This is a genomic window from Paenibacillus sp. JSM ZJ436 (assembly GCF_044383795.1).
Classification (GTDB): Bacteria; Bacillota; Bacilli; order Paenibacillales; family Paenibacillaceae; genus Paenibacillus_AQ; species Paenibacillus_AQ algicola.
Map to the genome: position 1 here is coordinate 1 of NZ_JBISEO010000021.1, position 23,688 is coordinate 23,688.

19 protein-coding genes and 1 tRNA gene are annotated in these 23,688 nt (G+C 53.8%); 4 read left to right on the plus strand and 16 right to left on the minus strand.

Translation table 11 applies throughout. The features are described 5' to 3' along the window. The 3 genes from ACH6EH_RS18210 to clpP all read left to right on the plus strand — a co-directional run. Window positions 1–227, plus strand: a 227-nt coding sequence (locus ACH6EH_RS18210; RefSeq protein WP_397333330.1) for a hypothetical protein, incomplete at its 5' end; no start/stop codon positions are given. Further along, a tRNA-Arg gene (locus ACH6EH_RS18215) sits at window positions 204–278 on the plus strand. The genes ACH6EH_RS18210 and ACH6EH_RS18215, both read left to right, overlap by 24 nt. A gap of 177 nt (window positions 279–455) precedes the next feature. Continuing rightward, on the plus strand, window positions 456–1,052 hold the full coding sequence (gene clpP, locus ACH6EH_RS18220; RefSeq protein ID WP_138224051.1) for an ATP-dependent Clp endopeptidase proteolytic subunit ClpP: 597 nt from the start codon (window positions 456–458) through the stop codon (window positions 1,050–1,052). A 110-nt stretch (window positions 1,053–1,162) separates the two neighbouring features. Here the strand turns inward: clpP and ACH6EH_RS18225 are convergent, their stop codons facing one another. The 14 genes from ACH6EH_RS18225 to ACH6EH_RS18290 form a co-directional block, all read right to left on the minus strand. Next, the gene (locus tag ACH6EH_RS18225; RefSeq protein WP_397333331.1) at window positions 1,163–2,236 is read right to left on the minus strand and encodes a PdaC/SigV domain-containing protein; all 1,074 of its coding nucleotides are present in this window, start codon (window positions 2,234–2,236) and stop codon (window positions 1,163–1,165) included. Window positions 2,237–2,432: 196 nt separating this feature from the next. Then, a complete protein-coding gene (locus ACH6EH_RS18230) occupies window positions 2,433–3,443 on the minus strand; it encodes a polyamine ABC transporter substrate-binding protein (protein ID WP_397333362.1) in 1,011 nt (336 codons plus the stop codon). Window positions 3,444–3,571: 128 nt separating this feature from the next. Continuing rightward, the gene (locus ACH6EH_RS18235; RefSeq protein ID WP_138227560.1) at window positions 3,572–4,333 is read right to left on the minus strand and encodes an ABC transporter permease; all 762 of its coding nucleotides are present in this window, start codon (window positions 4,331–4,333) and stop codon (window positions 3,572–3,574) included. A gap of 41 nt (window positions 4,334–4,374) precedes the next feature. Further along, a complete protein-coding gene (locus tag ACH6EH_RS18240; RefSeq protein ID WP_138224048.1) occupies window positions 4,375–5,226 on the minus strand; it encodes an ABC transporter permease in 852 nt (283 codons plus the stop codon). Continuing rightward, entirely contained in the window at window positions 5,223–6,194 is a 972-nt protein-coding gene (locus tag ACH6EH_RS18245; RefSeq protein ID WP_397333332.1) for an ABC transporter ATP-binding protein, read from the minus strand. The genes ACH6EH_RS18240 and ACH6EH_RS18245 overlap by 4 nt, the downstream gene beginning before the upstream one ends. Window positions 6,195–6,489: 295 nt before the next feature. Next, window positions 6,490–7,245 (minus strand): SIMPL domain-containing protein, encoded by a 756-nt coding sequence (locus tag ACH6EH_RS18250; RefSeq protein ID WP_397333333.1) that lies wholly within the window; start codon window positions 7,243–7,245, stop codon window positions 6,490–6,492. Between the two features lie 108 nt (window positions 7,246–7,353). Beyond that, complete coding sequence (locus tag ACH6EH_RS18255; protein WP_397333334.1) at window positions 7,354–8,718, minus strand: sulfatase family protein; 1,365 nt, start codon at window positions 8,716–8,718, stop codon at window positions 7,354–7,356. A gap of 14 nt (window positions 8,719–8,732) precedes the next feature. Further along, window positions 8,733–10,235: a sulfatase gene (locus ACH6EH_RS18260; RefSeq protein WP_397333335.1), complete on the minus strand. Its 1,503-nt coding sequence runs from the start codon at window positions 10,233–10,235 to the stop codon at window positions 8,733–8,735. A gap of 68 nt (window positions 10,236–10,303) precedes the next feature. Then, entirely contained in the window at window positions 10,304–14,008 is a 3,705-nt protein-coding gene (locus ACH6EH_RS18265; RefSeq protein ID WP_397333336.1) for a 3-keto-alpha-glucoside-1,2-lyase-like domain-containing protein, read from the minus strand. A gap of 15 nt (window positions 14,009–14,023) precedes the next feature. Continuing rightward, on the minus strand, window positions 14,024–15,979 hold the full coding sequence (locus ACH6EH_RS18270) for a heparinase II/III family protein (RefSeq protein WP_397333337.1): 1,956 nt from the start codon (window positions 15,977–15,979) through the stop codon (window positions 14,024–14,026). Then, window positions 15,957–16,109, minus strand: coding sequence for a hypothetical protein (locus tag ACH6EH_RS18275; protein WP_397333338.1), 153 nt, complete (start codon window positions 16,107–16,109; stop codon window positions 15,957–15,959). The genes ACH6EH_RS18270 and ACH6EH_RS18275 overlap by 23 nt, the downstream gene beginning before the upstream one ends. A gap of 35 nt (window positions 16,110–16,144) precedes the next feature. Further along, window positions 16,145–17,785 carry an extracellular solute-binding protein gene (locus ACH6EH_RS18280; protein ID WP_397333339.1) on the minus strand — a complete coding sequence of 547 codons (1,641 nt, stop codon included), beginning with the start codon at window positions 17,783–17,785 and terminating at the stop codon, window positions 16,145–16,147. A 27-nt stretch (window positions 17,786–17,812) separates the two neighbouring features. Next, entirely contained in the window at window positions 17,813–18,682 is an 870-nt protein-coding gene (locus tag ACH6EH_RS18285) for a carbohydrate ABC transporter permease (protein ID WP_138224040.1), read from the minus strand. Window positions 18,683–18,695: 13 nt separating this feature from the next. Beyond that, entirely contained in the window at window positions 18,696–19,613 is a 918-nt protein-coding gene (locus tag ACH6EH_RS18290) for an ABC transporter permease (RefSeq protein ID WP_138224039.1), read from the minus strand. Window positions 19,614–19,853: 240 nt separating this feature from the next. On the opposite strand from ACH6EH_RS18290, the gene ACH6EH_RS18295 reads away from it, so the two are divergent. After that, window positions 19,854–22,190: a helix-turn-helix domain-containing protein gene (locus ACH6EH_RS18295; protein WP_397333340.1), complete on the plus strand. Its 2,337-nt coding sequence runs from the start codon at window positions 19,854–19,856 to the stop codon at window positions 22,188–22,190. Window positions 22,191–22,384: 194 nt separating this feature from the next. Here ACH6EH_RS18295 and ACH6EH_RS18300 read toward each other — a convergent pair whose 3' ends face one another. Together ACH6EH_RS18300 and whiA are read right to left on the minus strand one after the other, a co-directional pair. After that, on the minus strand, window positions 22,385–22,654 hold the full coding sequence (locus ACH6EH_RS18300) for an HPr family phosphocarrier protein (RefSeq protein ID WP_138224037.1): 270 nt from the start codon (window positions 22,652–22,654) through the stop codon (window positions 22,385–22,387). Between the two features lie 102 nt (window positions 22,655–22,756). Beyond that, window positions 22,757–23,686 carry a DNA-binding protein WhiA gene (gene whiA, locus ACH6EH_RS18305; RefSeq protein ID WP_138224036.1) on the minus strand — a complete coding sequence of 310 codons (930 nt, stop codon included), beginning with the start codon at window positions 23,684–23,686 and terminating at the stop codon, window positions 22,757–22,759. Window positions 23,687–23,688 lie beyond the last annotated feature (2 nt).

Genomic DNA, 23,688 nt, shown 5'->3' on the forward strand with positions numbered 1-23,688 from the left:
GCACGAAGGAGTTGAACTCGTCAGTTCCCTCTTTCCCTTTATACCAGATTTTAAAGAAACTCTCAGATCTAAGCGATCCTATGAATCTACAGAATTCGGTGTTAGCCACTCAATTCAGCGAAGAGCCAAAATATAACGCCCGCTTGTATTTTAAAATGTCATCTGCTATAATCAATTCTGTTGCTAAATTTTTAACTGAATATGCGCCCGTGGTCCAATGGATATGACGTAGGCCTCCGGAGCCTGAGATCGAGGTTCGATTCCTCGCGGGCGCGCCATTTTTACTTACCATCTTCAGTTTTCCCAATATTGTTTTACCCATAAGCGCCCTGAACGGCTCTTTTTTTTACCCATTAGTTTGACTTTCTTTGACTTTTTGATTTCAATTGTTTATCATATGGGTAATACGGTAACAGTATTTTAATGAGGAATGTACTTTAGAGGAGGTTTCACGAATGAGTTTTATCCCTATGGTCGTAGAACAAAGCAACCGCGGTGAGCGGGCCTATGACATCTATTCCAGACTGCTGAAAGACCGCATTATCTTCCTCGGCTCCGATGTCAATGACGTGGTCGCCAATTCCATCATTGCGCAAATGCTGTTTTTGACAGCGGAAGACCCAGAGAAGGACATTCATCTGTATATTAACAGTCCGGGCGGCTCCATCACGGCCGGTATGGCTATTTTTGATACAATGCAATTTATTAAGCCGGACGTATCCACAATCTGTGTCGGCATGGCTGCCTCGATGGGCGCGTTCCTGCTGAATGCCGGCGCCAAGGGCAAGCGCTTCGCGCTGCCAAACAGTGAAATTATGATCCACCAGCCGCTGGGCGGTGCTCAGGGACAGGCTACGGATATTGAAATTCGCGCCCGCCGCATCCTGAAGATGCGCGATAAGCTGAACCACATTCTTGCCGAGCGCACCGGACAGCCGCTGGAGCGCATCGAGAAGGATACCGACCGTGACTACTTCATGACCGCTTCCGAAGCGAAGGAGTACGGACTGGTGGATCAGGTGCTGGAAAGCACACCGCCGCAAGGCATCTAACATCCAATCAACTTTTTCTCACAGCAAGAACAGGGGCTGTCTCTTGAGATCCGTAATCTCAAGGGACCGCCCCTTTTTCATGTGCCTAGATGCTCCTGCCAGAAACAGGCCTACTTCTTCCAAACGCTGAAGGGCAGCTTCATCTCCGGGAAGCCGTAGGCGTACGCCGTATATTCATACAGCTGGAAGTAGAGCACCGCCGCATCCCCTTGAATATAGAACGATGCATCGGCCGGCACACCCTGGAACCCGCCGAGGTAACCGCCTCCTTCCTCCAGCGTTTCCAGCACATACGTATCCAGCTTTTGTTTACGGTCACCCTGCAGGTTGATTACATCAGCAAGCTGCAGCTTCTTTCCATCTTGAAGTGAGAATGTCCAGCTGGTGCGATAGGTCATTCCGTGCGCCCCGCCAGCATAGGTATACTCATGTGCAGTCAGGCTCAGAATACCGTCACGATTATGGTGCACGATAAAATCTCCGGTATACTCATACGGTATCCCTTCCCGCGGAGCCGGCATCTCCTTCAATCCCTCGACCGATTCCGAGATGAAATCCTCGGCATGCTGTCTGAAGACGGCATTCATATCCGCCTCCGCCTTGGCATTCGCCATCCCGCTCAGAACCGGGTAGCGAACCGAGATGTCCGCCTTTGGCGTCACTTCACGAAGAGTCCGGGTTTCAAGAATGAGCTTATTTTGCGGCAGGCTGGTCAGGCTCAAGGTTTGTTCTGCAGAGCTCCAAGCTCCCTGCACGCCCATATATTGATGAAGCAGGTCGTATGGCAGGTATAGTCGTCCGTTGACCAGCTTTGCGTCTTTGCTGTTGCTGTAATAGCCGTTCACGAGCAGTCCGATCTCATCTCCCCCGTACACGTAGATCTTGATTTCGTGAAGAGCTCCGCTCAGCGTATAGGAACGCTCTTTGGCATCATAATGCAAGGACAAGCCCAGGACATCCCGCACCTCGGTGATTGGAACATAAGAAGAGCCGAGGCTGACTATGCCCTTGCGGGAGAGCTCTTTTCCATCCCAGGTTACGGTAATCTCATTCACGGCCTGCAGGTGGCTCCGGGAGACCGTCGCGGCCTCAGCGCCCTGCGCCCCGCCGTCCATGACACTGCCCAAGGCAACGCCTGCTGCCAGCATCGCTGTGATCCATGTTCTGCGTAAGTTCATTTCCATCACCTTTTCCTTATTTTGAAAAATTATGTATATGTCATTACCCGTCTCCCATTATATCTAACGGCACAGGGGTGAAAGGTAACAATGTCAGTGACAATTCTGCAATGCAACACAATGCAAAAAAAGAACTGCCTCCGCATCGAATTTCTCCGCTTCAGGCAGCTCTTATGCATATTCAAACTCACCGCTGACGGTCTTAACGTCCGCTCTTCAGCTCACTCCAGGCCCGGTCATACACCGGCAGCGCTTCGCCGACATCGCTGAGCCACTCCGTGCGCTCCAGCTCTTCCGCTGTAAGATTAATCATGCGGTCATTGCGATATTCTTCACTGTGGAATTCCATTGCCTTGACGTTCGGGTTGCTGTAGCCGATATATTCGTAGTTCTTTGCGCTGACCTCCGGCTCCATCATGTAGTTCATAAACTTCTCGGCAAGCTCCTTGTTCTCTGCTCCCTTAGGAATGGCATAGTTGTCAGAGAAGATGGTCGCCCCCTCTTCCGGTACGACAAAGCCGAGATCCGGCAGCTCTTTCGCAATAAAGGAGGCATCCCCGGACCATACAGTAGCGATCCAGCCTTCCTCCTGAATCATTTTCTGCTTGATGCTGTCGGTATCGAAGGCCAGTACATTCGGCACCAGGCTCTTCAGATCATTCACTGCCTCTTGAATTTCGGCCTCATTCGTAGAACTGTTGGAATAGCCATTCTTCTTCAGCGACATGCCGATGACCTCGCGATTGTCATCCAGCAGCAGCTTGCCGCTGTATTCCGGATTCCACAGGTCGTCCCAGCTGCTAATGTCTTCCTTCACATAGTTCTTGTTATAGGCGATACCGGTAACCCCGGAGGTGTAAATGATCGAATACTTGTTGCCCGGGTCAAAATCCGGGTTCTTGAAGGTATCCGACAGGTTCGCAAAATTAGGAATGTTGTCCAGCTCCAGCGGCTCCAGCAGATCCTCGCTGATCATCGTCTTCACCATATAATCGGAAGGCTGAATCAAGTCATAGCCGCCGCCGCCCGCCTGGAGCTTCGCCAGCAGGTCCTCATTGTTGGCGTAGTTGTCATACGTCACCTTGACATCGTACTTCTCCTCGAAATCCGCCAGCACCTCCGGGTCAAAATTATCCGCCCAGCTATAAATATTCAAGGTTTCCTTCTCCGAGCCGCAGCCGGCCAGAGACAAGGCTGCCACTGCAGACAGCATTCCGGCCAGCAGGAGCCGGGTCCATTTGTTTTTCAGGTTCAATTCCATCCATCTCCTTTCAAAATAAACCGCCAGCATCAGCTAAGCTGAATGCAATGCGGACATCCATTTGCTGCGTGGCTTGCAGGCTAGAACGGAAGCGCCTTTTGCTTCTTCTGTCCTTTGCCGCGATTGAGCATATACTGTGCAAGCAGAATCAATATCACGCTGACGAGAATAAGCAGCGTACACAGTGCATTAATCTCCGGCGAGATGCCGCGCTTGACCTGTCCATAAATATAGATCGGCAGCGTGGTAGAGCTGGGACCGGCCACAAAAAAGCTGACCATAAAATCATCCAGCGACAGCGTAAACGCGATCAGCGCACCGGCAATCATACCGGGAGCAATTTGCGGCAGGGTCACATGCCGGAAGGTCTGCCAGCCGCTCGCACCCAGATCCATCGCCGCCTCCTCCAGCTGCCTGCCCATATTGGCCAGGCGGGCAGACACCACCACGTACACATACGACAAGCTGAATGTAATGTGGGCGATCATGACCGTGAGCTTGCTGAGCTCCAGCTGCAGCTGGGAGAACAGCACGAGCAGAGACAGCCCCATAATAATATCCGGGATGATGACCGGCAAATACAAGAGTCCGTTCAATCCCCCGCGGCTGCGGCGGCTCAAGGTCCGGAGCGACAAGGCTGCCAGCGTGCCCAGTACCGTGGAGACCGCTGTCGATACCAGTGCAATACTTAGGCTGTTTATCAGCGCCTCCTTCACATGCCGGTTATCCAGCAGCGAAAGGTACCAATCAAACGTAAAGCCTTCCCAGCTGCCGCTGAGCCGCGTGTTATTAAAGGAGTAGAGGACAATCATCAGGATCGGCAAATACAAAAACACCATCATGAGCAAGGAGTGCAGACCTAGCAACGCAGAGCCGCGCTTGTTCAAGATCTCCCCTCCTTCACATTCAGATGCCGGGCCTGCATGGCCCGGTTAAACAGCAGGATCATCACCAGCGAGGTCAGCACAAAAATAACTGACAGCGCGGCACCGAAAGGCCAGTTCCGCGCCCCCTGAAACTGGGCTTGAATGATGTTACTGAGCATGCTGGATTTGGCGCCGCCCAGAATGTCCGACACGACGAACATGCCAGAGGTAGACACATAAACCAGCACGCAGCCGGTCATCATGCCGGAGCGGCTCTGAGGCAGAGTCACGTATCGGAAAGCTTTCCAGCGGGAAGCGCCCAGATCGGAAGCGGCATCCAGCAGGCGCTTGTCCATCTGCTCCAGTGCAACATAAATCGGCAGCACCATAAATGGAATAAAGTTGTACACCATGCCGAGCAGCACGGCTCCCGGCGTGTACAGCATCTGCAGCGGCTCGGCAATCAAGCCCGTCTCCAGCAGCAGCGTATTGACTACACCCTGCGTTCTCAAGAGGAGCACCCAAGCATAGGTGCGGATCAGAAAATTGATCCAGAACGGTACCGTTACCAGCAGCAGGCCCCAGGTCTGGACACGCGGGGAAGCGTTGGCTATATAGTAGGCCATAGGGTAGCTAATGAGCAGGCAGATAACGGTCGTTAACACAGACAGCACAATGGTATCCCAGTAAATGCCGATATAGAGAGGGTCAAAAAATGTCTTATAGCCCTCTATGCTAAACGAGAATTGAAGCTGGCCGAGTGCATTCCGCTGCAGCAGAGAGATGCCGATAACAATCAGCATCGGTACAATCAGAAATAGAGCCATCCACAGCAGCACAGGTGTCAGCAGCAGCTTGTTTCTGTTCATGGCCCAATCACCACTTGATCCACGTCGTTCCAGCTTAGGCCAATAAAATCTCCGATGTCATACAGGTGCTCTTGGGACAGGTCCAGCGCCAGCGTCACCTTCATCGGCTCCTGATCCAGCTGAACCACCAGCTTGTGCACATTGCCAAGATACTGGATATCTTGAATGACGCCTGCCCTGCGAGCGCGGCTGTCTCCTTGAGGGAGCGGAATCAGCTTCTCCGGCCGGACAGCAAAAAGACCCTCCGGCGCAGAGAATATATTGTTCTCTCCGACAAAGGTCGCCGCGAACAGCGTCTTGGGCGACGCATAAATCTCCCGCGGCGTGCCGATCTGCTCTACTCGGCCTCCGTTCATAATGACGATCCGGTCGGAGAGCATCATCGCCTCCTCCTGATCATGCGTCACATACACGAACGTAATGCCCAGCGTTCGCTGCAGATGCTTCAGCTCTGACTGCAGGCTTTTGCGCAGCTGCAGATCGAGTGCTCCCAGCGGCTCGTCCAGCAGCAGCACCTTGGGTTTGTTCGCAATTGCCCGGGCAATAGCCACACGCTGCTGCTGGCCGCCGGACAGCTGATGCGGATAGCGCCCAGTGAACGCAGCCAGCTGGGTCATGGCGACAGCCTCATCGACGCGCTTTTTGATTTCGGATTTGGAAAGCTTCTTCATCTTCAGTCCGAAGGCAATATTGTCCGCTACCGTCATATGCGGAAACAACGCGTAGTGCTGAAACACGAGATTCAGGTCCCGCTGGTTCGCCGGCTGCTGTGTTACATCCTGCCCTGCGAGCCAGATTTGTCCCTCCGTCGGGTTCTCAAAGCCGGCAATCATGCGGAGAATCGTCGTTTTTCCGCAGCCGCTGGGGCCGAGCAGAGTCAGGAACTCTCCCTCCCGAATGGACAGAGACAGCGGCTGCACGACGGTCTGTCCCTGAAATTGCTTGGTAATCTGGACAAGCTCTATCACAGATAAGTTCCTCCCCTTCCCGTTTCGGAAAACCGTCTTTTTGCGATACCAAGAAAAAAGACCATATCCACACGGTATGGTCCGGACTATAGTCATGGTCGATTTTTGCATATTCACTATACCTTGTTTTGATGCGGTACACAACACTTTTGTCAGATGTAATCTCTTGCAGAAGGCGGGTTTCAACCCATCCTGTAACAAGCTTCACTCCACGCAAAAAATGCCCGGCTGCACCAAGGGGCAGCCAGGCATCACTTTAGGCTCTCATGCGGATCTGCAAGGCATATAGATCCCTTTACTTCAACTCGTACTGCACCTGCAGCTGTGTATTCAGCTTGATTTCGCCCGGCTCCACCGATGTGGAGGCGAAGTCCGCTGAGGACGACAGCTTGGCTTCGTTTTGTACATATTCAAAACCGTAGTTCTGAACCTGACCTTCTACCACCTGGGTCACCACACCTAACTGGCGTTTAGCGGACTTGGCAATAGCTTGTGCCTTCATCTCTGCATTCGCCATCGCTTTCTCGATCACCTGAGCTTCAAACGCATCGCGGTTTTCCACGGAGAAGCGGACATCGCCAATCGCGTTCGCTCCTGCCTTGGATACGCCATCCAGCAGCTCACCGACCTTGCTGAGATCGCGCAGCGTCACCTGAAGCGAATGGCGGGCCGTGTAGCCTTTAACCTGCTGACCCTCTTTTTCGGTATAGGTATAGTTAGGCTGTACGTGGAACCGCTCGGTTTGAATGTCCTTATCCTGAAGCTTCCAGGTGTTCTTCAGCACCTTCAGCACCTTATCCATTTTCTCGGCGTTATGCTTCTGGGCCGATTCTGCAGTAGCGGCCGTGGACTCTGCCCCAATGGACAGATAGACGATATCCGGCTTCACCGAAAGCTCGCCCTTACCGATCACCGTCACTCCCTGCTGTGCCGCGGCTTCCACAGCCAGCACCTCTGCCGCACCTCCAGCAGTAGAAAGCACAGCCGCGCCGCCGGTCAGCAGCGAGCCAGCCAGCATGACAGCACCTAAACGCTTGATCAGACTATTCATGTTAACATCAGCCTCCTTCATCAAATATATGGCAGCCCCTCTACTGTAGCTTGCCTTACTTTTCTGACGAAGCTGTACTGGTAAATGTTGCAGAAGAAAGAGAGTTCTCTAAAGTTTAATCCGGCACTCCTCAATCGACACTCTGCGCTGTCCTCCACTGCGCACCTCATGAGCGACAATCTCCGGCGCATCCTCGCCGGCCTCCACCATTCGCGTGATCAGTCGTGCTCGCAGCTCGTCAGCAACAGTACGATAGGCCTCCATGCCTGCAAGATTGCTCAGCTCATACGGATCTGCTTCCAGATCATACAATAGCTCCTCAACATACCGGGCAGAGCCTGCATCATCCTTCGGGTGGGCATCCGGCGCGGTCACGGCATACTTCCAGCGCTGCGTCCGAATCGCTCTGCCCACCTGAGATTCGCTGATTTGCACAAGGACCTCCTCCGGCCAGGATACCGGCTGCTTCTGAATAATCGGCAAAATCGAGCGCCCCTGCATGTCTGCCGGCACCTCGATGCCAGCGGCGTCGAGCAGGGTCGCAGGCAGGTCCACCAGGCTGACCAGCTCACGCAGCTGTCCGCCTTGCAGGAAGCCAGGGCCATACAGCGCTGTCGGTACGCGAATGGAGCTGTCATGGGCGCTGCGCTTATACTCCTCATTCCGCGTCTTGAAGTGACAGCCGTGGTCAGAGGTAAAGAGAATGATTGTACGCGAGGTCAGATTTAGGCTTTTCAGCGCGTCCCGGATTCTTCCTAAGCCCTCATCCAGCCGTTTCACCATGCCGTAATAGCCTCCCAGGTGCTGCGGCGAGCTGCCCGTGAGCGCCCGCAGATCCGGCGGTGTCCAGCGGTCCGTATACAGCTCCTCCGAGCCGTCCGGTGCAGGATAATTGTCGGTATGGTTCTGGTGATGAGGCTCTATATAGGATAAGAAAAGAAAGAACGGATGATCCTGATGGGCATCCATGTATCGAATCGCTGCATCGGTCTGGGCATCGACCCGGTATCCTGGCAGCCTGACCTCGTTGCAGTCGTTGTCGTACATGACCGTGTTGTAGGCATCCGAGGAGAATTCAAGCACATTGGATGCGAGCCAGTATTCATATCCGCCCCGCTCGTCAGCGGGAACCGGCTCTTGAGACGCCAGATGCCATTTGCCGATATATCCGGTGTCGTAGCCGGCATCCTTGAAATGATGCGCCAGTGTACGGCGGTCTCGCGGCAGCGGTATGGAATTGCGGTAGCAGCCGCTTGCTGTCGCATACAGGCCAGTCTGCAGACAGGAACGGGCAGGGCCGCAGACCGGCTGGCAGGTGAACATATTATAGACATGCGTCCCTTCTCTTGCCATTCGGTCAAAGTTGGGCGTCAGCCCCAGTGGATTACCATGAACTCCCGTAGTATCCCACCGCTGCTGATCTGTAAAAAAAACGATTACATTAGGCTGTTCATTCGAGCGGGCTGCAGTCATATCAGCACCATCCTTTACTCAGATTCGTTCCTGGCCAGAGGCACAGCAGCATGCTGCTCAAGGCCCAGCCGGATGTACTGCTCTGCCGGCGCCTCCTCGCGGGCCATGACCTCCTGCAGCAGCTTCAGCATTCGCTCCTCTGCGTCCGGATCAGTGATCGGCTCCAGCTGCTGCGGGTCCTGCTCCACGTCAAACAGCATCGTCCGGAGATCGTCGATCGGCTTGCCGTGAGCCACCGGTATTTGCAGCACCGGCACGCCCTTCGTGAAGGCAAAAGGCTCGTGCAGCTGAGACGACCTCAGCTCTGCCACCTCAAAGCGGGAGCGCATCCGCGTCGGCATCAGCGTGTAATTATATAACGGTCTGTTGTCTGAAGAAGCCGGTCCCCTCATGTAGACATACCGGCCGTCGGTACAATTCACATGTCCTCCGTGAATGCCGAAGATCGCGGCTTCCCGTACCGGTACATCCTGAGCAATGGTTTGCTGCAGGCAATGCCCTGTCATATCCGGGGGCACCTCAATCCCGAAATAGCGGAGGAGTGTGGGGGCCAGGTCTACATTTTGAACCAGGCTGGAGCGCCGTACTCCGCTTGCCTGTGTCCGCGGGTCCCAGATAAAGAGCGGCATATGGGCAATCTCGTTGTAAAACGGCATATTGCTCTTGGCCCACCAGTCATGCTCCCCCAGCAGAAAGCCATGGTCGGTATTCACAATAAGCATCGTATCCTCCCACATGCCCAGCTCATCCATTACGTCCAGTACCTTGCCTAAGTAGGCATCGCACATACTTAGCAGTGCCGCATACTCCAGCCGGACATGATCAATCTCCTCCTGCGTCTCTGTCACCCGCCGATACATCGGCCAGTCAAAGTGCTTGCCCTCATACGTGTGAGGGTACAGCTCCCGGTATTTCTCCGGTGCATGAAACGGCTCGTGCGGATCAAAGGTTTCCAGCTGCAGGAACCAGCGGTCCTCGCCATGGTTGCGGCGGATAAATTCCAGCCCGGCCGCAAACGTCTTCGCTTGCGGGAAATCTTCTTCCTGACGGCAATATTGACGATTGATCCAATCCTGGCGGAACATGCCCTGCAGCGGACGGGTCGTTACCGTCTCCGGAGGAACCGGGTCCTTCACATGTCCTTTCCACGGATCGCCCTCCTGGCCCCGAATCAGCTCGAATGAGCTGTACCGGGTGTGATAGGTCGCGCCGCCGTCCTCCCAGTAATGCTGATGATCTGTTACAAGATGGGAATACACGCCATGACGCTTTAGCAGCTCCGGCATAGAGTCATCAAACGGCTCGATCGGCCCCCAGCTGCGATGCAAAAAGTTGTGCCGGCCGGTGTGCAGCTCCCGGCGTGCAGGCATGCATGGCATGCTGCCTACGTACGCCTGATCGAACACGGCCGTGCGCTCCGCCAGTCGGCGGAAATTCGGTGTATGGGTCCAGTCGCAGCCATAGGGGGACAGCATGCGGCGGTTCAGCGTGTCAAACATGAGCATTACAGCTTTCATGGACATCCCCTCCAGAAGGATTATGATTAGATTTTTACAGATCTCATGAACCGATATATTAGCAAACCTTAGTTGTAATCGATGCTGCTCAGCACACTCACATCATCAAACCGGGAGTCACTCCGGTGAGAGAACAGCCCGATGGAGCCGGCGGCAAACTGGGTGTCCGTAGTAGACAGCTCCAGCACTCCGTTCACCCAGAACTCCAGATTGTTTCCGTTCAACACGGCCTTGAACGTATACCATGTGCCAGGATTGAAGGTATACGCTTTGGTGGTCAGATCCGTGTACACCCCGCCAACGGTCTTCTGAATCTTGAGAATATTGCCGTTCGTGGAGTAAGAGAATGTGTACTTATTCGCCGCATCCTGATAGCGCGCCTCCAAGCCAATTCCGGAGTAAGACCCCCCGAAGGCACCTGCCTTCACCCGGGCAGACACCTCGTAATCTGTCCAGGATGCACTGCCTTGTACTGCCCTCGCACTTACCGCCGTCGTATTACTCTGGCGATACGCTTTGCTGCCGTCTGTCATCACAGCCCATGACCCGGTATTCGTCACCCAACCTGATGCGGTCCCCGACTCGAAATCGTCGCTGAACAGCACGGCGGGCGAGGCGGGTATTGAACTCACACTCACATCATCAAACCGGGAATCACTCCGGTGAGAGAACAGCCCGATGGAGCCGGCCGCAAACTGGGTGTCCGTAGTAGACAGCTCCAGCACTCCGTTCACCCAGAACTCCAGATTGTTTCCGTTCAATACGGCCTTGAACGTATACCATGTGCCAGGATTGAAGGTATACGCTTTGGTGGTCAGATCCGTGTACACCCCGCCAACGGTCTTCTGAATCTTGAGAATATTGCCGTTCGTGGAGTAAGAGAATGTGTACTTATTCGCCGCATCCTGATAGCGCGCCTCCAAGCCAATTCCGGAGTAAGACCCCCCGAAGGCACCTGCCTTCACCCGGGCAGACACCTCGTAATCTGTCCAGGATGCACTGCCTTGTACTGCCCTCGCACTTACCGCCGTCGTATTACTCTGGCGATACGCTTTGCTGCCGTCTGTCATCACAGCCCATGACCCGGTATTCGTCACCCAACCTGATGCGGTCCCCGACTCGAAATCGTCGCTGAACAGCACGGCGGGCGAGGCGCCGCCGGTATCTGGCCCGGTACGGAACATAACCGTTACCTGTGCCTGAGTGCCTCCGGCTTCCGTAAACGTCAGCACTCTGCTGTAGCTCGTATCCGGCGCCAGACTGGAGGGGTCCATGGAGAAATAGATTTCCCGCTCTCCCCGCAGATTGCCTGAAGTCTGCGACAGGGTTAACCCTCCGCCCTGACCGGCAGCGGACCACAGGGTGCTGAGCCCTCCGCCTTGGTTCACCAGCTTGATTTTGTGCATTTGATTCCGGTTGTCTATCGTTTTGGTGCCGATGTCAATGACAGGAGCAGTATATATTTGGGCTGGCGGAATGCTGCCGATGGCGCCGATCTCATTGGTCTCCTCAAATTTGAGGGTAGCTCCTTTTCGGGCGGTCAGCTTCAGCTGCAGCCAGCGCGCCGATACGTTTGCCGGCACCGTAAAGCTGATGGCCTGCTCCCCTTTATTGCCGTAGGGAACATTGATATTGAACGAGCCGCTCTGAAAGCTGGTGTACGTCCCGTTCGCGGGGTTCGTGTAGCCCGCTTCCCAGGCTACCTCAATACCTGTTCCGTCTCTCTGCTCGTCGTTATACACGATAATGGTTCGGGTTGTACTGCTGCCTGCCGCGAAGACCGGAGGATGGACGCCAATCCGGTTCAGGCGGTCTCCTTCCTTATCAAAGGCAGCCACCGGAGAAAATGTATTCTTGGTATATTCGTAAGAATCCGAACGAATGAAGGCAGGATGCGACGAAGAGAAGACATTGAACATGGGCCGCTCGATTTTGGCAGGCTTGATCCCTTTGGCAGAGAGGTCGGCCCATACCGGGTAAATCGTATCCTCAATCACTTCATAAGCATAAATCCAGTTATGGTAATACCGGATGTCGGCATACCCTGCATAGCGCATACCCCGGACCATGCGATCCGCCGCACGATGCCAGACAGCCTGAGAAACCAAATTATCGTTCATATAATCCTTGGTATTCCCGCTGGTGTAAGCGCCGTTTGCATCCAGCACCGTCCAGCCCTGAGAAGGGGTGTAGGCTTCGCCTTCGCCCTTTGGCTTGGAGGCATTGTTCGTATACAGCCCGTATAAATTGCTGTGGTTCATCCATCCGTCCGGGTACCCGCCGGTATAATGATGGTTCTCCTGATCGTCTGTCGTCGCGTCATCCTGAATGATGGGGCGGGTGGTATCCACCGCCTTGATGGCGTTAGTGACTGCGGGAATCAGCGTATTGGCATTGCCGGAAATATGCTGGAAATTCTCATTTCCGCCGCTCCACATGACAATGCTGGGGTGATTTCTGTTACCAATGACCCATTGCTGAACCCATTTATTCACATGGTCCATCGCAGCCGGATTAAAGCTGTGGCGATTGTGATATTGCCAAAAAGGGGTTTCATCAATAAGCAGCAGTCCGATTTCATCCGCATAATCGTACAGCTCCCGAATGGCTCCACCAATATGAGTTCGGGCCACATTGTAGACGGACTTCCACTCATCCATCTGCAATTTGACCTGGGCAATATTCGTGTCCTTATAGGATTCCTTTGCAGAGAGCGCGGTTCCTGCGCCGCTTCTTACATGCCAGTTGGATTGAAGGGAATCGCCTCTCAGATTGGTCTTGATTCCATTCAGCTGATAGTAATTGCTGTTCACCGAAAATTCCCGGAACCCGAAGCGGGTCGCAGAGGAATCCCTTGTAACGCCTCCCTGTACCAAGGAGGTATTCAGGCTGTACAGCTTGGGATCATGCGTCCACCAATACTTGGCATCGGTCCAGGGTACATTGGACAGCGATACCGTTTGGCTGCTATTCGCAGCCAGGGTTACGGTGCGGTCGCCAAAGCTTTTTTCCAGGCTCCCGCCGATCAAAGACGCACTATTCGTTACGGTCACGCTCTGACTAGAGGAGGTCGCATTCGTAACGGTCACGTGTACAGAGATGGTATCATCAGCTGCATTACTGTTATTGTTCAGATCGGTAAGGATATGGGTGTCTGAAATGTACACCTTCGGATACGCGATGAGCTCGACATCATCGGTAATGCCGCGGCCCTGACCCCAGGACCGATCATCTACGCCTACCGGGTACAGAGATTGTCCACTGGCATCCACCGCATCCGCAGGCAGCTGGTTCGAGCTCCACACCCTCACCTCCACCGTATTGCTCCCACCCACTTGAGCGACAGCCGTAATATTCAGCTTGTAGGGAAGCCGTGTCATTAAATAGCCGTCTGTTTCGGTAGCTAGCGGAACACCGTTTACCAGCACCTTGGCCAGTGGAGCTACCTGCTCAAAGGATAAAAAGATTTCTTTTCCCGCCATCGAGGAAGGCACGGTAAAGCTGCTTCGGTAAATCCCGTGATTCAGCGATTCCCAGCTCGCCGGGTACCCGAAATCGTCAGGACTGTCCCAGTAGGAGGGAACCCGTATATCATGCCGGGCAGCTCCGCCATTAGGGTAAAAATCCCATATTCCGTTTAACGATACGTTCTCACGGTCATGTGCACCTGCATGTGCTGGAGTCGGAAAGGTAACCATGGGCAGCATGGCCAATACCATGCTGATTACGATCAAAAGTGAGAGTGCTTTCAGGGAGTGAACTTGACTACCCATACGCTTGACCTCCTTTTAATGGTCGTTCCGTGCCACAGAGTGCTCATCCAGATTCAGTGTCGAGGAAGCTCCGTCTGCGGAGCGGATCGTGATCTGCAGTCGTTTGCCGCTCTCCTCGATCAAGGCGTTCGTAATGCTCACCTCCTTCTCATCATAGATGATGCTCAAGAGACATGCATTGTCCTGAATCACCCCCTTTACGGAAATGGCCAGCGTTGGCGCTTTGGTTCCGTATTGCTGCGCAATAAAGGCCTCACCCACACGGCTTCTGGCCTGGCTGAAGGTGCCGTCTGTGTACCATCTCATCGTCAGCTGGCGGCCTCCACCAGCCAGATGAAGCGGCTGCACGCCCTCGTCCGGCTCTGCGGCTGGGACTGCCAGCCAGCCCTCCTGCAGCTGAAACCGCTGCTCCGCCTCGTGCGTGCCGGTGCCTTGCAGCCAGTCGGCAAGGATGATAAGCGGCAGCTGACGGTCCACATACAGCCAGCGGCGGTGACGGACCGGTGAAGCCAGGCGTTCATAGCCATTATGAGCCGCATCCACCAGCTCATACTGCTCCGTGCTCAGATGACGGTATACCGTCGGCACGGCCTCGGGCTCTGACCATTGCTGGGTGGAGGCATACGGGGTCTGATCCAAGCCATCAATCGTTACCGTATTGTGCGCATAGGTTGATTTGAAGTATCTCCGCCATTCCCCCTCTTGGTACGTGTATCTGCCCGGGTCCACGAATACCAGCTGGCCATCCAGTGCCCATTCGAAGGAGAGGCAATCGGCATGCCCGTGAGCATCGCCCAGCGGACCGGCATCAAAGGCCAGATAATGTCTGGATGAACGCATGATGTAGTAGCCGGCATCAGGAAATACGGTGCTGACCCCATTTGAAGGAGTATGCCGTGACTCCTGAATGGCATTAAAAGCGGCCTCATAGGCCTCAGGCCCAAGCTGCCACAAGGCATCTGCGGACAGCTCGCCTAGTGCCAGCAGCGAGGAATCCTCCAGCAGTGCCCCGGCCAGACCGATCATATAGCGCCCGCTCTTGCTCCAGTCCGAATCCGACCAAGGTGTACAGGTGCCATCCGGGCGGGTAATGGCCGCCACATAACGTGCCATACGCTCCAGCCGGTCTCCAAACAGAGAAGGAAGGGCATAGCCCAGGCGTGCTCCCATCAGCGCCGGAAGCAGAAACAGGTTCATACTCGAAATATGATAAGAGGTCGCCATTTCGTTGTGCACTCCGTCCGGCAGCACCTGCCGCAGCAGGCACAGCTCCAGCCGCTCCGCAGCAAGCTGACGCCACATCGGAGCCTCCGGTGCAGCCGGCAGGCATATGCCGAGAAAGAACAAGCCCTGCATATGTATGGAGGCATGATTCATGTCCGGCGTACCGAAGTAGGCTGTCAAGTAACGAGCATGCTGACGCAGCGACGCCTCCAGCTTCCCCTGGAAGCTGCCTTCCTGCAGCACCCGGCTTCTCTGCAGCAGCGTTGCACCCCAGAGCCAGCTGTGTGCCCGCATGCTGACCTCCAGCAGACGCCACGGCCCGCGTTTTTGAAAATACGCTGCGGCCTCATACGCCTCTCCCTCCGGCATCGGATTTTGTTCAATCCAGGTGATTACATCACGCTGAAACACCTCCGCGTAGCTCTCCTCACCGGTCAGCAGGTATGCAATCCCCAAACTCATGACATGCAGGTGACGGTTCAGAATCCATTCGAATTCCAGATCCTCCGTGGGATTTACACTCCAGCTGGGCGGAACTCCAATCGGCACAAATTCACGCGCAGCCATGGAAAAAGGTACTTTATAGCAGCCCGTGACAGCCATGTCAGCGGTCTGCATCGCCTGCTCCAGCTCATCTGCGAAATGCTTTTTGTAGATCTGTATGGCTTTGTCCAGCTCTCCTTCGCTCAGAAAATACCGGAGTCCGCCAACATGGACGCTCTGTTCATCTGTATTCAAAGTCTTCATTGCCGCTTACCTCATTTCTATCAGCATTTATGCTTGCATAGTGTTGAACGCTTTCTGGAGCTGCCTGCGGAATCGGTGTCATGATCATGCGGCCCGGCAGGTGCGAAAGAAGGGCTTCAGAGATGGTCATCTCCAAGCCCTGCCGTCGCCAGCCCTATTCCAACGTTATTTCATGGACGAATACCATTCATTGGCTTCCTTCTCCAGCTGCTCGCCACCCGCCTTGCGCCACTTCTCTACAAATTCATCAAAGTAGCTGATCGGCTTGTCGCCAGTAATAATCGAAATGTAGGCCTCATCCTGCAGCTTGTCGAGCTCCGCACGGTATTTGCCTTCTGACTCCAGCGCCGTGAACAGCTCGTTCTGGATGCCGCCCTCGTCCAGCTTATGCTCTGCGCCGAATTGATTTCTCATCTTGTTGTCCACATCCTGGTGCTCCAGCATCTGGAACGGATTGATAACCAGGTGACCGCCAAGCTTCGCCATCGCGGCTGCGTTATGCTCAGGATTCATCGGAGTAGCTACCTTTACGCCATCCTCATCCTGGTAATGCCAGTGCTTGTTCTCCATGCCGTACCACATAATGCTGCGCTCTTGATAAGTAGCGTTCATCGTTTCCAGCATCTCCAGCATGCGGATCATCTTGTCTGGATCCTTCTCCACTTGCTTGCCAAAGCTCACGAAGCTGCCGCTCATCATATTTTGCTGCCACATGCCCCGCTTGCCATCCTCGCCAACCGGCGGCTCGCCCTGCACGAGAGCTTCCGCTGCAGCGCTGTTCAGCTTGCCCAGCTCCGTATTGTTCGGACCTGCATTTCTGCTGCCCAGCTGCGGAATCCAGTGATAGAAGTAGCCCTGGCCAGATGTACCGATACGTCCGTTAATAAACGCATGGGTCAGTGCCCAGTTGCCGCCCTGGTTTTCCCCTGTAATAAATTCCGGATCAATAATGCCGTCCTTAAACCATTGGTTCAGCATTGTAAGCGCTTCCTTCATTTCCGGCTGAATCGCGGAGTAGACGAGCTTGTCATCCCGAACCTGCCAGATCATCTTGTCATTGCCTTTGTCCCCGTTGAAAATATCCGGCATATAGCCGAAGGCGCCAAAGACTGCAGCCATCGCAGAATAGGATAGACCGTACGTGTCCTTCTTGCCGTTGCCGTCCGGGTCCTCCGTTGCAAATTTATACATGAGCTCCTCAAATTCTTCAAGGGTCTTCGGTGCCTCTTCGACCCCGACGTTCTTCATCCAGTCGCCCCGATACACAAGCGGTGCCCGGTGCTGACCCTGTGGAACGACATACGGAATGCCATACAGCTTGCCGTCAATTTTGGAATATTCAAAAATACCAGGAAAGCTCTTCTCCAGGCTGGCATACAGCGTCGGCGCATGCTGCTTCAGCAGGTCCTCCGGAATTTCTGCAAGCACATCGGACTTGATATATTTCTGCAGTGAGCCGAAGCTGCGCACCTGCATCCGGTCCGGAATTTCACCGGAAGCGAACTTTAGGTTCAGAAGCTCCTCGTATTTGTTATTCTCGATGTTCAGAATGTCGAGCTCCACGTTGTATTTTTCATTGGCATACTTCACAAGCTCCCCATCTTTGTCTGTCGGGCCGATGTGATAGGATGCGATGGAAATAGTATGCTTCTTGTCCTTTTCCTCCTCCACAGCCGGTGTACTTGGGCTGCTCGTTCCGCCTTGCCCCGCACTCGTGCTTTCCTTGGAACAGCCGGATACGATCAGAGCCGACGACAGCAGCAGTGCAGCAGAGCCTCGAAGCCATACAGATGCTTTGTTTTTCATGTTTCATGGACCTCCCTGAATAAATTATTATCCTTTTAATGAGCCTACAAGAATTCCTTTTACGAAATGCTTTTGCAGGAAAGGGTAGAACAGGATAATCGGAATCGTCGTTACCATAACCGTCGCCGCTTTGATGGTCTCCGGGTTGGCAACCTCTTCGGCATCGTTTAGATTCATCATCTGCTGCGTACCCTCCAGAACGATTCGGCGCATGACAACCTGCAGCACCTGATTGTTCGGATCGGTAATATAGATGAGGGAATCGAACCACGCATTCCAATGCCATACCGCGGTCCACAGAACGACCGTAGCCAGAATTGGCATGGAGAGCGGAATCACAATCCGGAACAGAATGACAATGTCATTGGCACCGTCAATCTTGGCAGACTCCTCCAGGCTTTCCGGCAGCGCCATGAAGAAGTTACGGCAAATAATCATATGAAAGGTATGAAGAAGTGTCGGGAGCACGAGCGCCCAGGTCGTATTCATCATCCCCAGTGACTTAACGAGCAGGAACAGCGGGATGAGACCGCCGCTGAAGAACATCGTAAAGACAACAAACATCGTCCAGAAATTCCGGTGCGGAAAATGCCGCTTGGCCAGCGGATACGCTGTACATACGGTTACGATCAACGTCAGCGCCGTTCCCAGGGCCGTCCTTATGATCGTATTGCCGAAGCCCGCCAGCACGAACTCGTTGGACAGCACCTTTGCGTAATTGTCCAGCGTCCACGTCTCCGGCAGCAGCCGAACGGTCGCGAACGACGATTCCGGCGAGCTGAAGGAGAGGGTGAACAGAAACAGGAACGGGTATAGCATACTTATACATAATAGAATGAGCAGTGCGTAGTTAAATACGTCAAACGCCACACTCGATAAACTCCATCTGTGCTTCATTGCAGCTTCCCTCCTACCACAAGCCGTAGTCGTTCACCCGTTTAACTATGGCGTTTGTAATGACGATCAATGTAAAGGCGACGACGTTCTTGAACAAACCCACTGCTGTTGCAAAGCTGTACTCCATATCGACTAGGCCTCTTCGATAGGTGTAGGTGCTCAGGACATCCCCGACTTCATACACCGCGGAGTTGTACATATTGAAGACCTGGTCGAAGTCGTCGTTCACCAGCTTGCCGATAGCAAAAATAAACATAATCGTAATAACCGGCATCATCGAAGGAAGTGTAATAAAACGGATGTTATGATAACGATTCGCTCCGTCTACCTTGGATGCCTCGTACAGCTCAGGGTTAATCCCTGTAAGCGCTGCCAAATAAATGATTGAGCTCCAGCCGATTTCTTTCCACATGTCGGTAACGACCAGGACCGTACGGAACCACTTCGGATCGGCCATGAAGTAGATGGGATCGAAGCCCAGCCATTTAATCACGGCATTCAGCGGTCCGATGGACGGGGACAGAAACTGGATGAACAAGGATGCGATCACGACCCAGGATAGAAAATGGGGCATGTAGCTCACCGTCTGGACAATCCGCTTGAAGAACACCAGCCGGATCTCATTCAACAGAATTGCCAGGATAATCGGAGCCGGGAAGCCGAACAGCAGCTTATACGCACTAATAATAAGCGTATTGCGAAACACCTGCCAGAAGCTCTCCATCCCGAAAATGTCCCGGAAGTGCTCCAGTCCAACCCACTCGCTCCCCCAGATCCCTTTACTGAACACATAATCCTTGAAAGCGATCTGGAGTCCGTAGATCGGTACATAATGGAACATGACATAATAGAGGAAAGCCGGCAGAAACAACAGCACCAGATATTTGTGTCTGACATAGGGGCGAAGTGCAGGCAGCTTCAGCTTATTCATATGTTGTTCACCTCGTCTTTCATCGCGGTTTAGCGTGCATCCCGCTTGCGTAGCCTAACTATATCGGCCCTGATGCTTGTTGAACATCGTAAACATTCGCAGGCATATAAAAATGCGTCATTTTGGCAATATAAACATTTCCACCTCATAATAAAAAGCGACGGAATGCCGCGAATCCATTGACTTTTCTCCACTTATTTCCTACATTTTAAAGACTACGTACGATAAGGAGGAGGATCGATGCTAACGAAACTGCGGCGCAGAAGCAATTTCTTCTTCCGGCTTATTCTGTCGTACATCCTGCTGCTCGTGCTTGCGGTTGTGCTGGTAGGCTACGGCTCGTATCTGCAGTTCACCGAGCAGTATAATGAGCAGGTTCAGCAGGTCAATGAGCGGATTCTGAGCCAGTGGAGCGCAACGATTGACATGTCGATTGTCCAGAAAGCGGAATCCATCTACCTGGGGCTTGTCACCGACTCCTTCCAAAATGCCGACCTGCTGCATCTGTTCACCAATACCGCCGACGGACAGTATACCAAGATCCGGAACGTCCAGAGCCTGCTGTCTACAGCCGCGGCCACCGCACCGGACATTGTAGAGTCCGTGGACATGTATGTGCTGGGCTCATCCCTGCGGGTATCGTCACTGCGCGGCGTCACGTACGGGAATGATCCGGCCTCTGACAGCAAGCAGAAGCTGGAGTGGATTACCGCCGCGGCCGAAACAGGCCCGACCTCCTTGTGGCTGCTGACCGACGCCGAGACGCGGCTGGCAGGGCAGCAGCCTGCCAAGCGGCTCACCTTCCTGCGGCCTTATCCCCTGGTAGCCGACCGCTCAAAGCAGCGCGGCTTTATCGCGATTCATATGCATGCCCAGCTGATCGATCAGCTGATTGCCAATAAATCATCCAATGACGAGAGCAGCACGCTCCTGCTGGATGCCTCCGGGAAGGTGCTCGCCTCCAGCGCGCCTTTTTTGCCCAGTGAGGGCTGGGATGACATGGTAAGTCGCATTGTGAATGAGCCCCAGCCCAGCCTGCACCAGCTTGTCGATCTTGGCGGCCAGGCTACCATTGCCGGCTACCAGACCCTGCCTTCCTATGGCTGGAGGCTTGTCAGCTTCACCCCCGTGGAGGAGTTCTACAGCAAGGGCCGCCGCATTCGCAACAATGTGCTGTTTACGAGCCTGGCGGTCATTGCCATCGGCCTGCTGCTGGCGCATATCTTCGCCTCCCGCTTCTACAACCCGGTACGGACCATTGTAACCTCCGCCCGGGCGTGGCTGGAGCAGGATCATGCCGAGGTGAAGCGGAAAGAGAACAGCTCCTCCAATGAGTTCCTGATGATTAATGAGATGATTGGCGGCTTATCTGTCCAGGTGAACGAGCTGCAGCGCACGCTGAGCTCGAACCTGCCGGTCATGAAGCATAATTTCGTATATGGATTGCTGCTGCAGGGCTATACATCGAATGAAGAGGTCAGCGCTCGCCTGAAGCTGCTGCGGTCCTCCTTCCCCTTCTGCCGCTACGCAGCGGTTCAGATTCAGCTTCCTCCGCAGCAGATGATTGAAATGGACACGGAAACCCGAGAGTTTGTGAAGTTCTATGTCATGGGTAAGGCGGAGGAGCAGCTCAGCGATGATACCATGCGGGTCATGGCCGCGGACCTGCCGGGCGATATTATCGGCATCGTCGTCAATCTGGAGGAGCCCGCCATGAGCACTCTGGCAGAGCGTTGTCAGGATCTCGTGTCTGTCATCTACGCCAACTTTATGGTCGAGGCTACGGTGCTGCTCGGCAGCACTGTAGAATCCGCACTCGCGCTCCCCGACTCCTATAAGCAGACGGAGAAGCTGTCAAGCTATCTGTACTACCTGCCGCGAGTGCAAGCGGTGTATGAGGTTGAGCTGCTCCGCCGGGAGGAGAGTCAGGAGGAGATTCCGGAGGAGCTTGTAGACAGCTTCGCCAAGAGCCTTCGCAGCCGCCAGCCGGAGGTGACGGAGCAGGCCATGCTGCTGATCATCGAGCATATGGCCAAGGGAAGCTACTCCCTGCATCATTGCGAGCAGCGCTGGTCGGAGACGATTAATGCTTTTTACGGCTACCTGAAAGAAATGAACTTCCGCTCCAAGGATATTGTGTCTGCTTATATGCAGGAGGAGCTGAAGGAGGTCAAGCACATTGTCGAGTTTCAGCAGCTGCTGTTCCGGATGATCGTCAAGACCTGGACGATGCTGGAGAAGAAGAGCAATGACCGGACTTACGAGGTCGTGGATCGGGTTAAATCCTACATTGAGGAGCAGTACCATATGCCGCTGTCCCTGGATTATTTAGCAGACCTCGTGCAGACCAGCCCGCGTTACTTGAGCAAAATCTTCAAGGATGAGACCGGCATGAACTTCGTGGACTACCTCAATTCGGTCCGTATGGACCGGGCAAAGGAGCTGCTGCTTACGACCGAGCTGACTGTTGAGGACATCTCCAGCAAAACCGGCTTCAACAGCTCTGCTTACTTCATCCGCAAATTCCGTGAAGCGCATGGAACCACCCCTAAAATGTTTCGGCAAATGCAGCAGTAGGACGCTGCGCTACACATACTGAATACCGCCACACCGACAATGGGGCCGCCTTCAAGATCCAAGGATCTTGAGGGCGGCCCCATCATGCGCTACAGCGGTGCGGTTAGTGCCAGCGCAGCGCTAATATTAAAAAAGCCTTGATGCTCAAGGCTTTTCCTTACTTATGTCACAGTGGACGGCGGAGCCATCCTGCATTACTGATTCTCCAGCTCTTCTTTGCTCACCAGGTTCACTAAGGAAGTAACCGCCTGCTCCGCGTCAGCGCCATCGGCGCTGATATAAACCTCAGTACCCGAACTGATAGCAAGGCTCATGATGCCCATAATACTTTTGGCGTTCACTTTTTTATCATCTTTTTCCACGAAAATTTCAGATGAATATTTATTCGCTTCTTGAACGAACAACGCGGCCGGTCTGGCATGTAGACCCGTCTTCAGCCGAACAACTACCGGGTGCTTGGTCATGGAAAGTTTACCCCCTATTTATAAAATCTTGATTACCTTTTTCAGCCTTCACATTTCTAATATTATACCATCTTACCATACAGGACACTAGTTTATAAAGCTTCAGCCGTTTCGGATTTTTTCCGCCAACTCGTCAATCTTGCGCAGCCTGTGGTTCACTCCCGACTTGCTGACGGTTCCCTTCAGCAGCTCTCCGACCTCTTTCAGATTCATATCGGGATGCTGAAGCCTGATCTCGGCGACCTCGCGGAGCTTATCTGGCAGCTTGTCGAGGCCGACCTCTCGTTGAAGCAGCTTGATGTTCTCAATCTGCCGGATGGCGGCACCGATCGTCTTGTTCAGATTCGCCGTTTCACAATTCACGATCCGGTTCACCGAATTGCGCATGTCCCGCATGATGCGGACATCCTCGAATTTGAACAGCGCCTGATGGGCCCCGATCAGATTCAGGAACTCGATAATCTTCTCGCCTTCCTTGATGTAGAAGATGAACCCCTTCTTGCGCTCGATACAGCGCGCGTTCAGGTGAAATTCATTCGCCAGATCGACCAGGGCCTGACAGTGCTCCTCATACATGGAGGCAATCTCCAGATGATAAGAGGAGCCCTCCGGATTGTTCACCGAGCCTCCGGCCATAAAGGCGCCGCGTAGGTAAGCGCGTTTACAGCAATTTTTGCGGATAATTTGATCATCAATCCGGGGAAGAAACAGAAAGCCCTCGGACACAATATGGAGTCCCTTTAAAATTTCCTGAACCTGAGCGGGAATCCGGACGATATATACATTATTCTTCTTCAAGCGCATTTTTTTACGCACCAGGAGCTCCGTATGCACTTGAAAATGCTTCTTGATCAAGGAATAAATCCGCCTTGCAATCGCGGCATTTTCTGTCGATATGTCCAGAACGATCTTCTTGCTGGATAGCTGAACGGATCCGTTCATGCGAATGAGCGCGGACAGCTCGGCTTTCTCGCAGCAGCTCTGGCTTTCGATCATGGTTAGTTCTTTTTTGGTTTGAGCCGCAAAAGACAAGG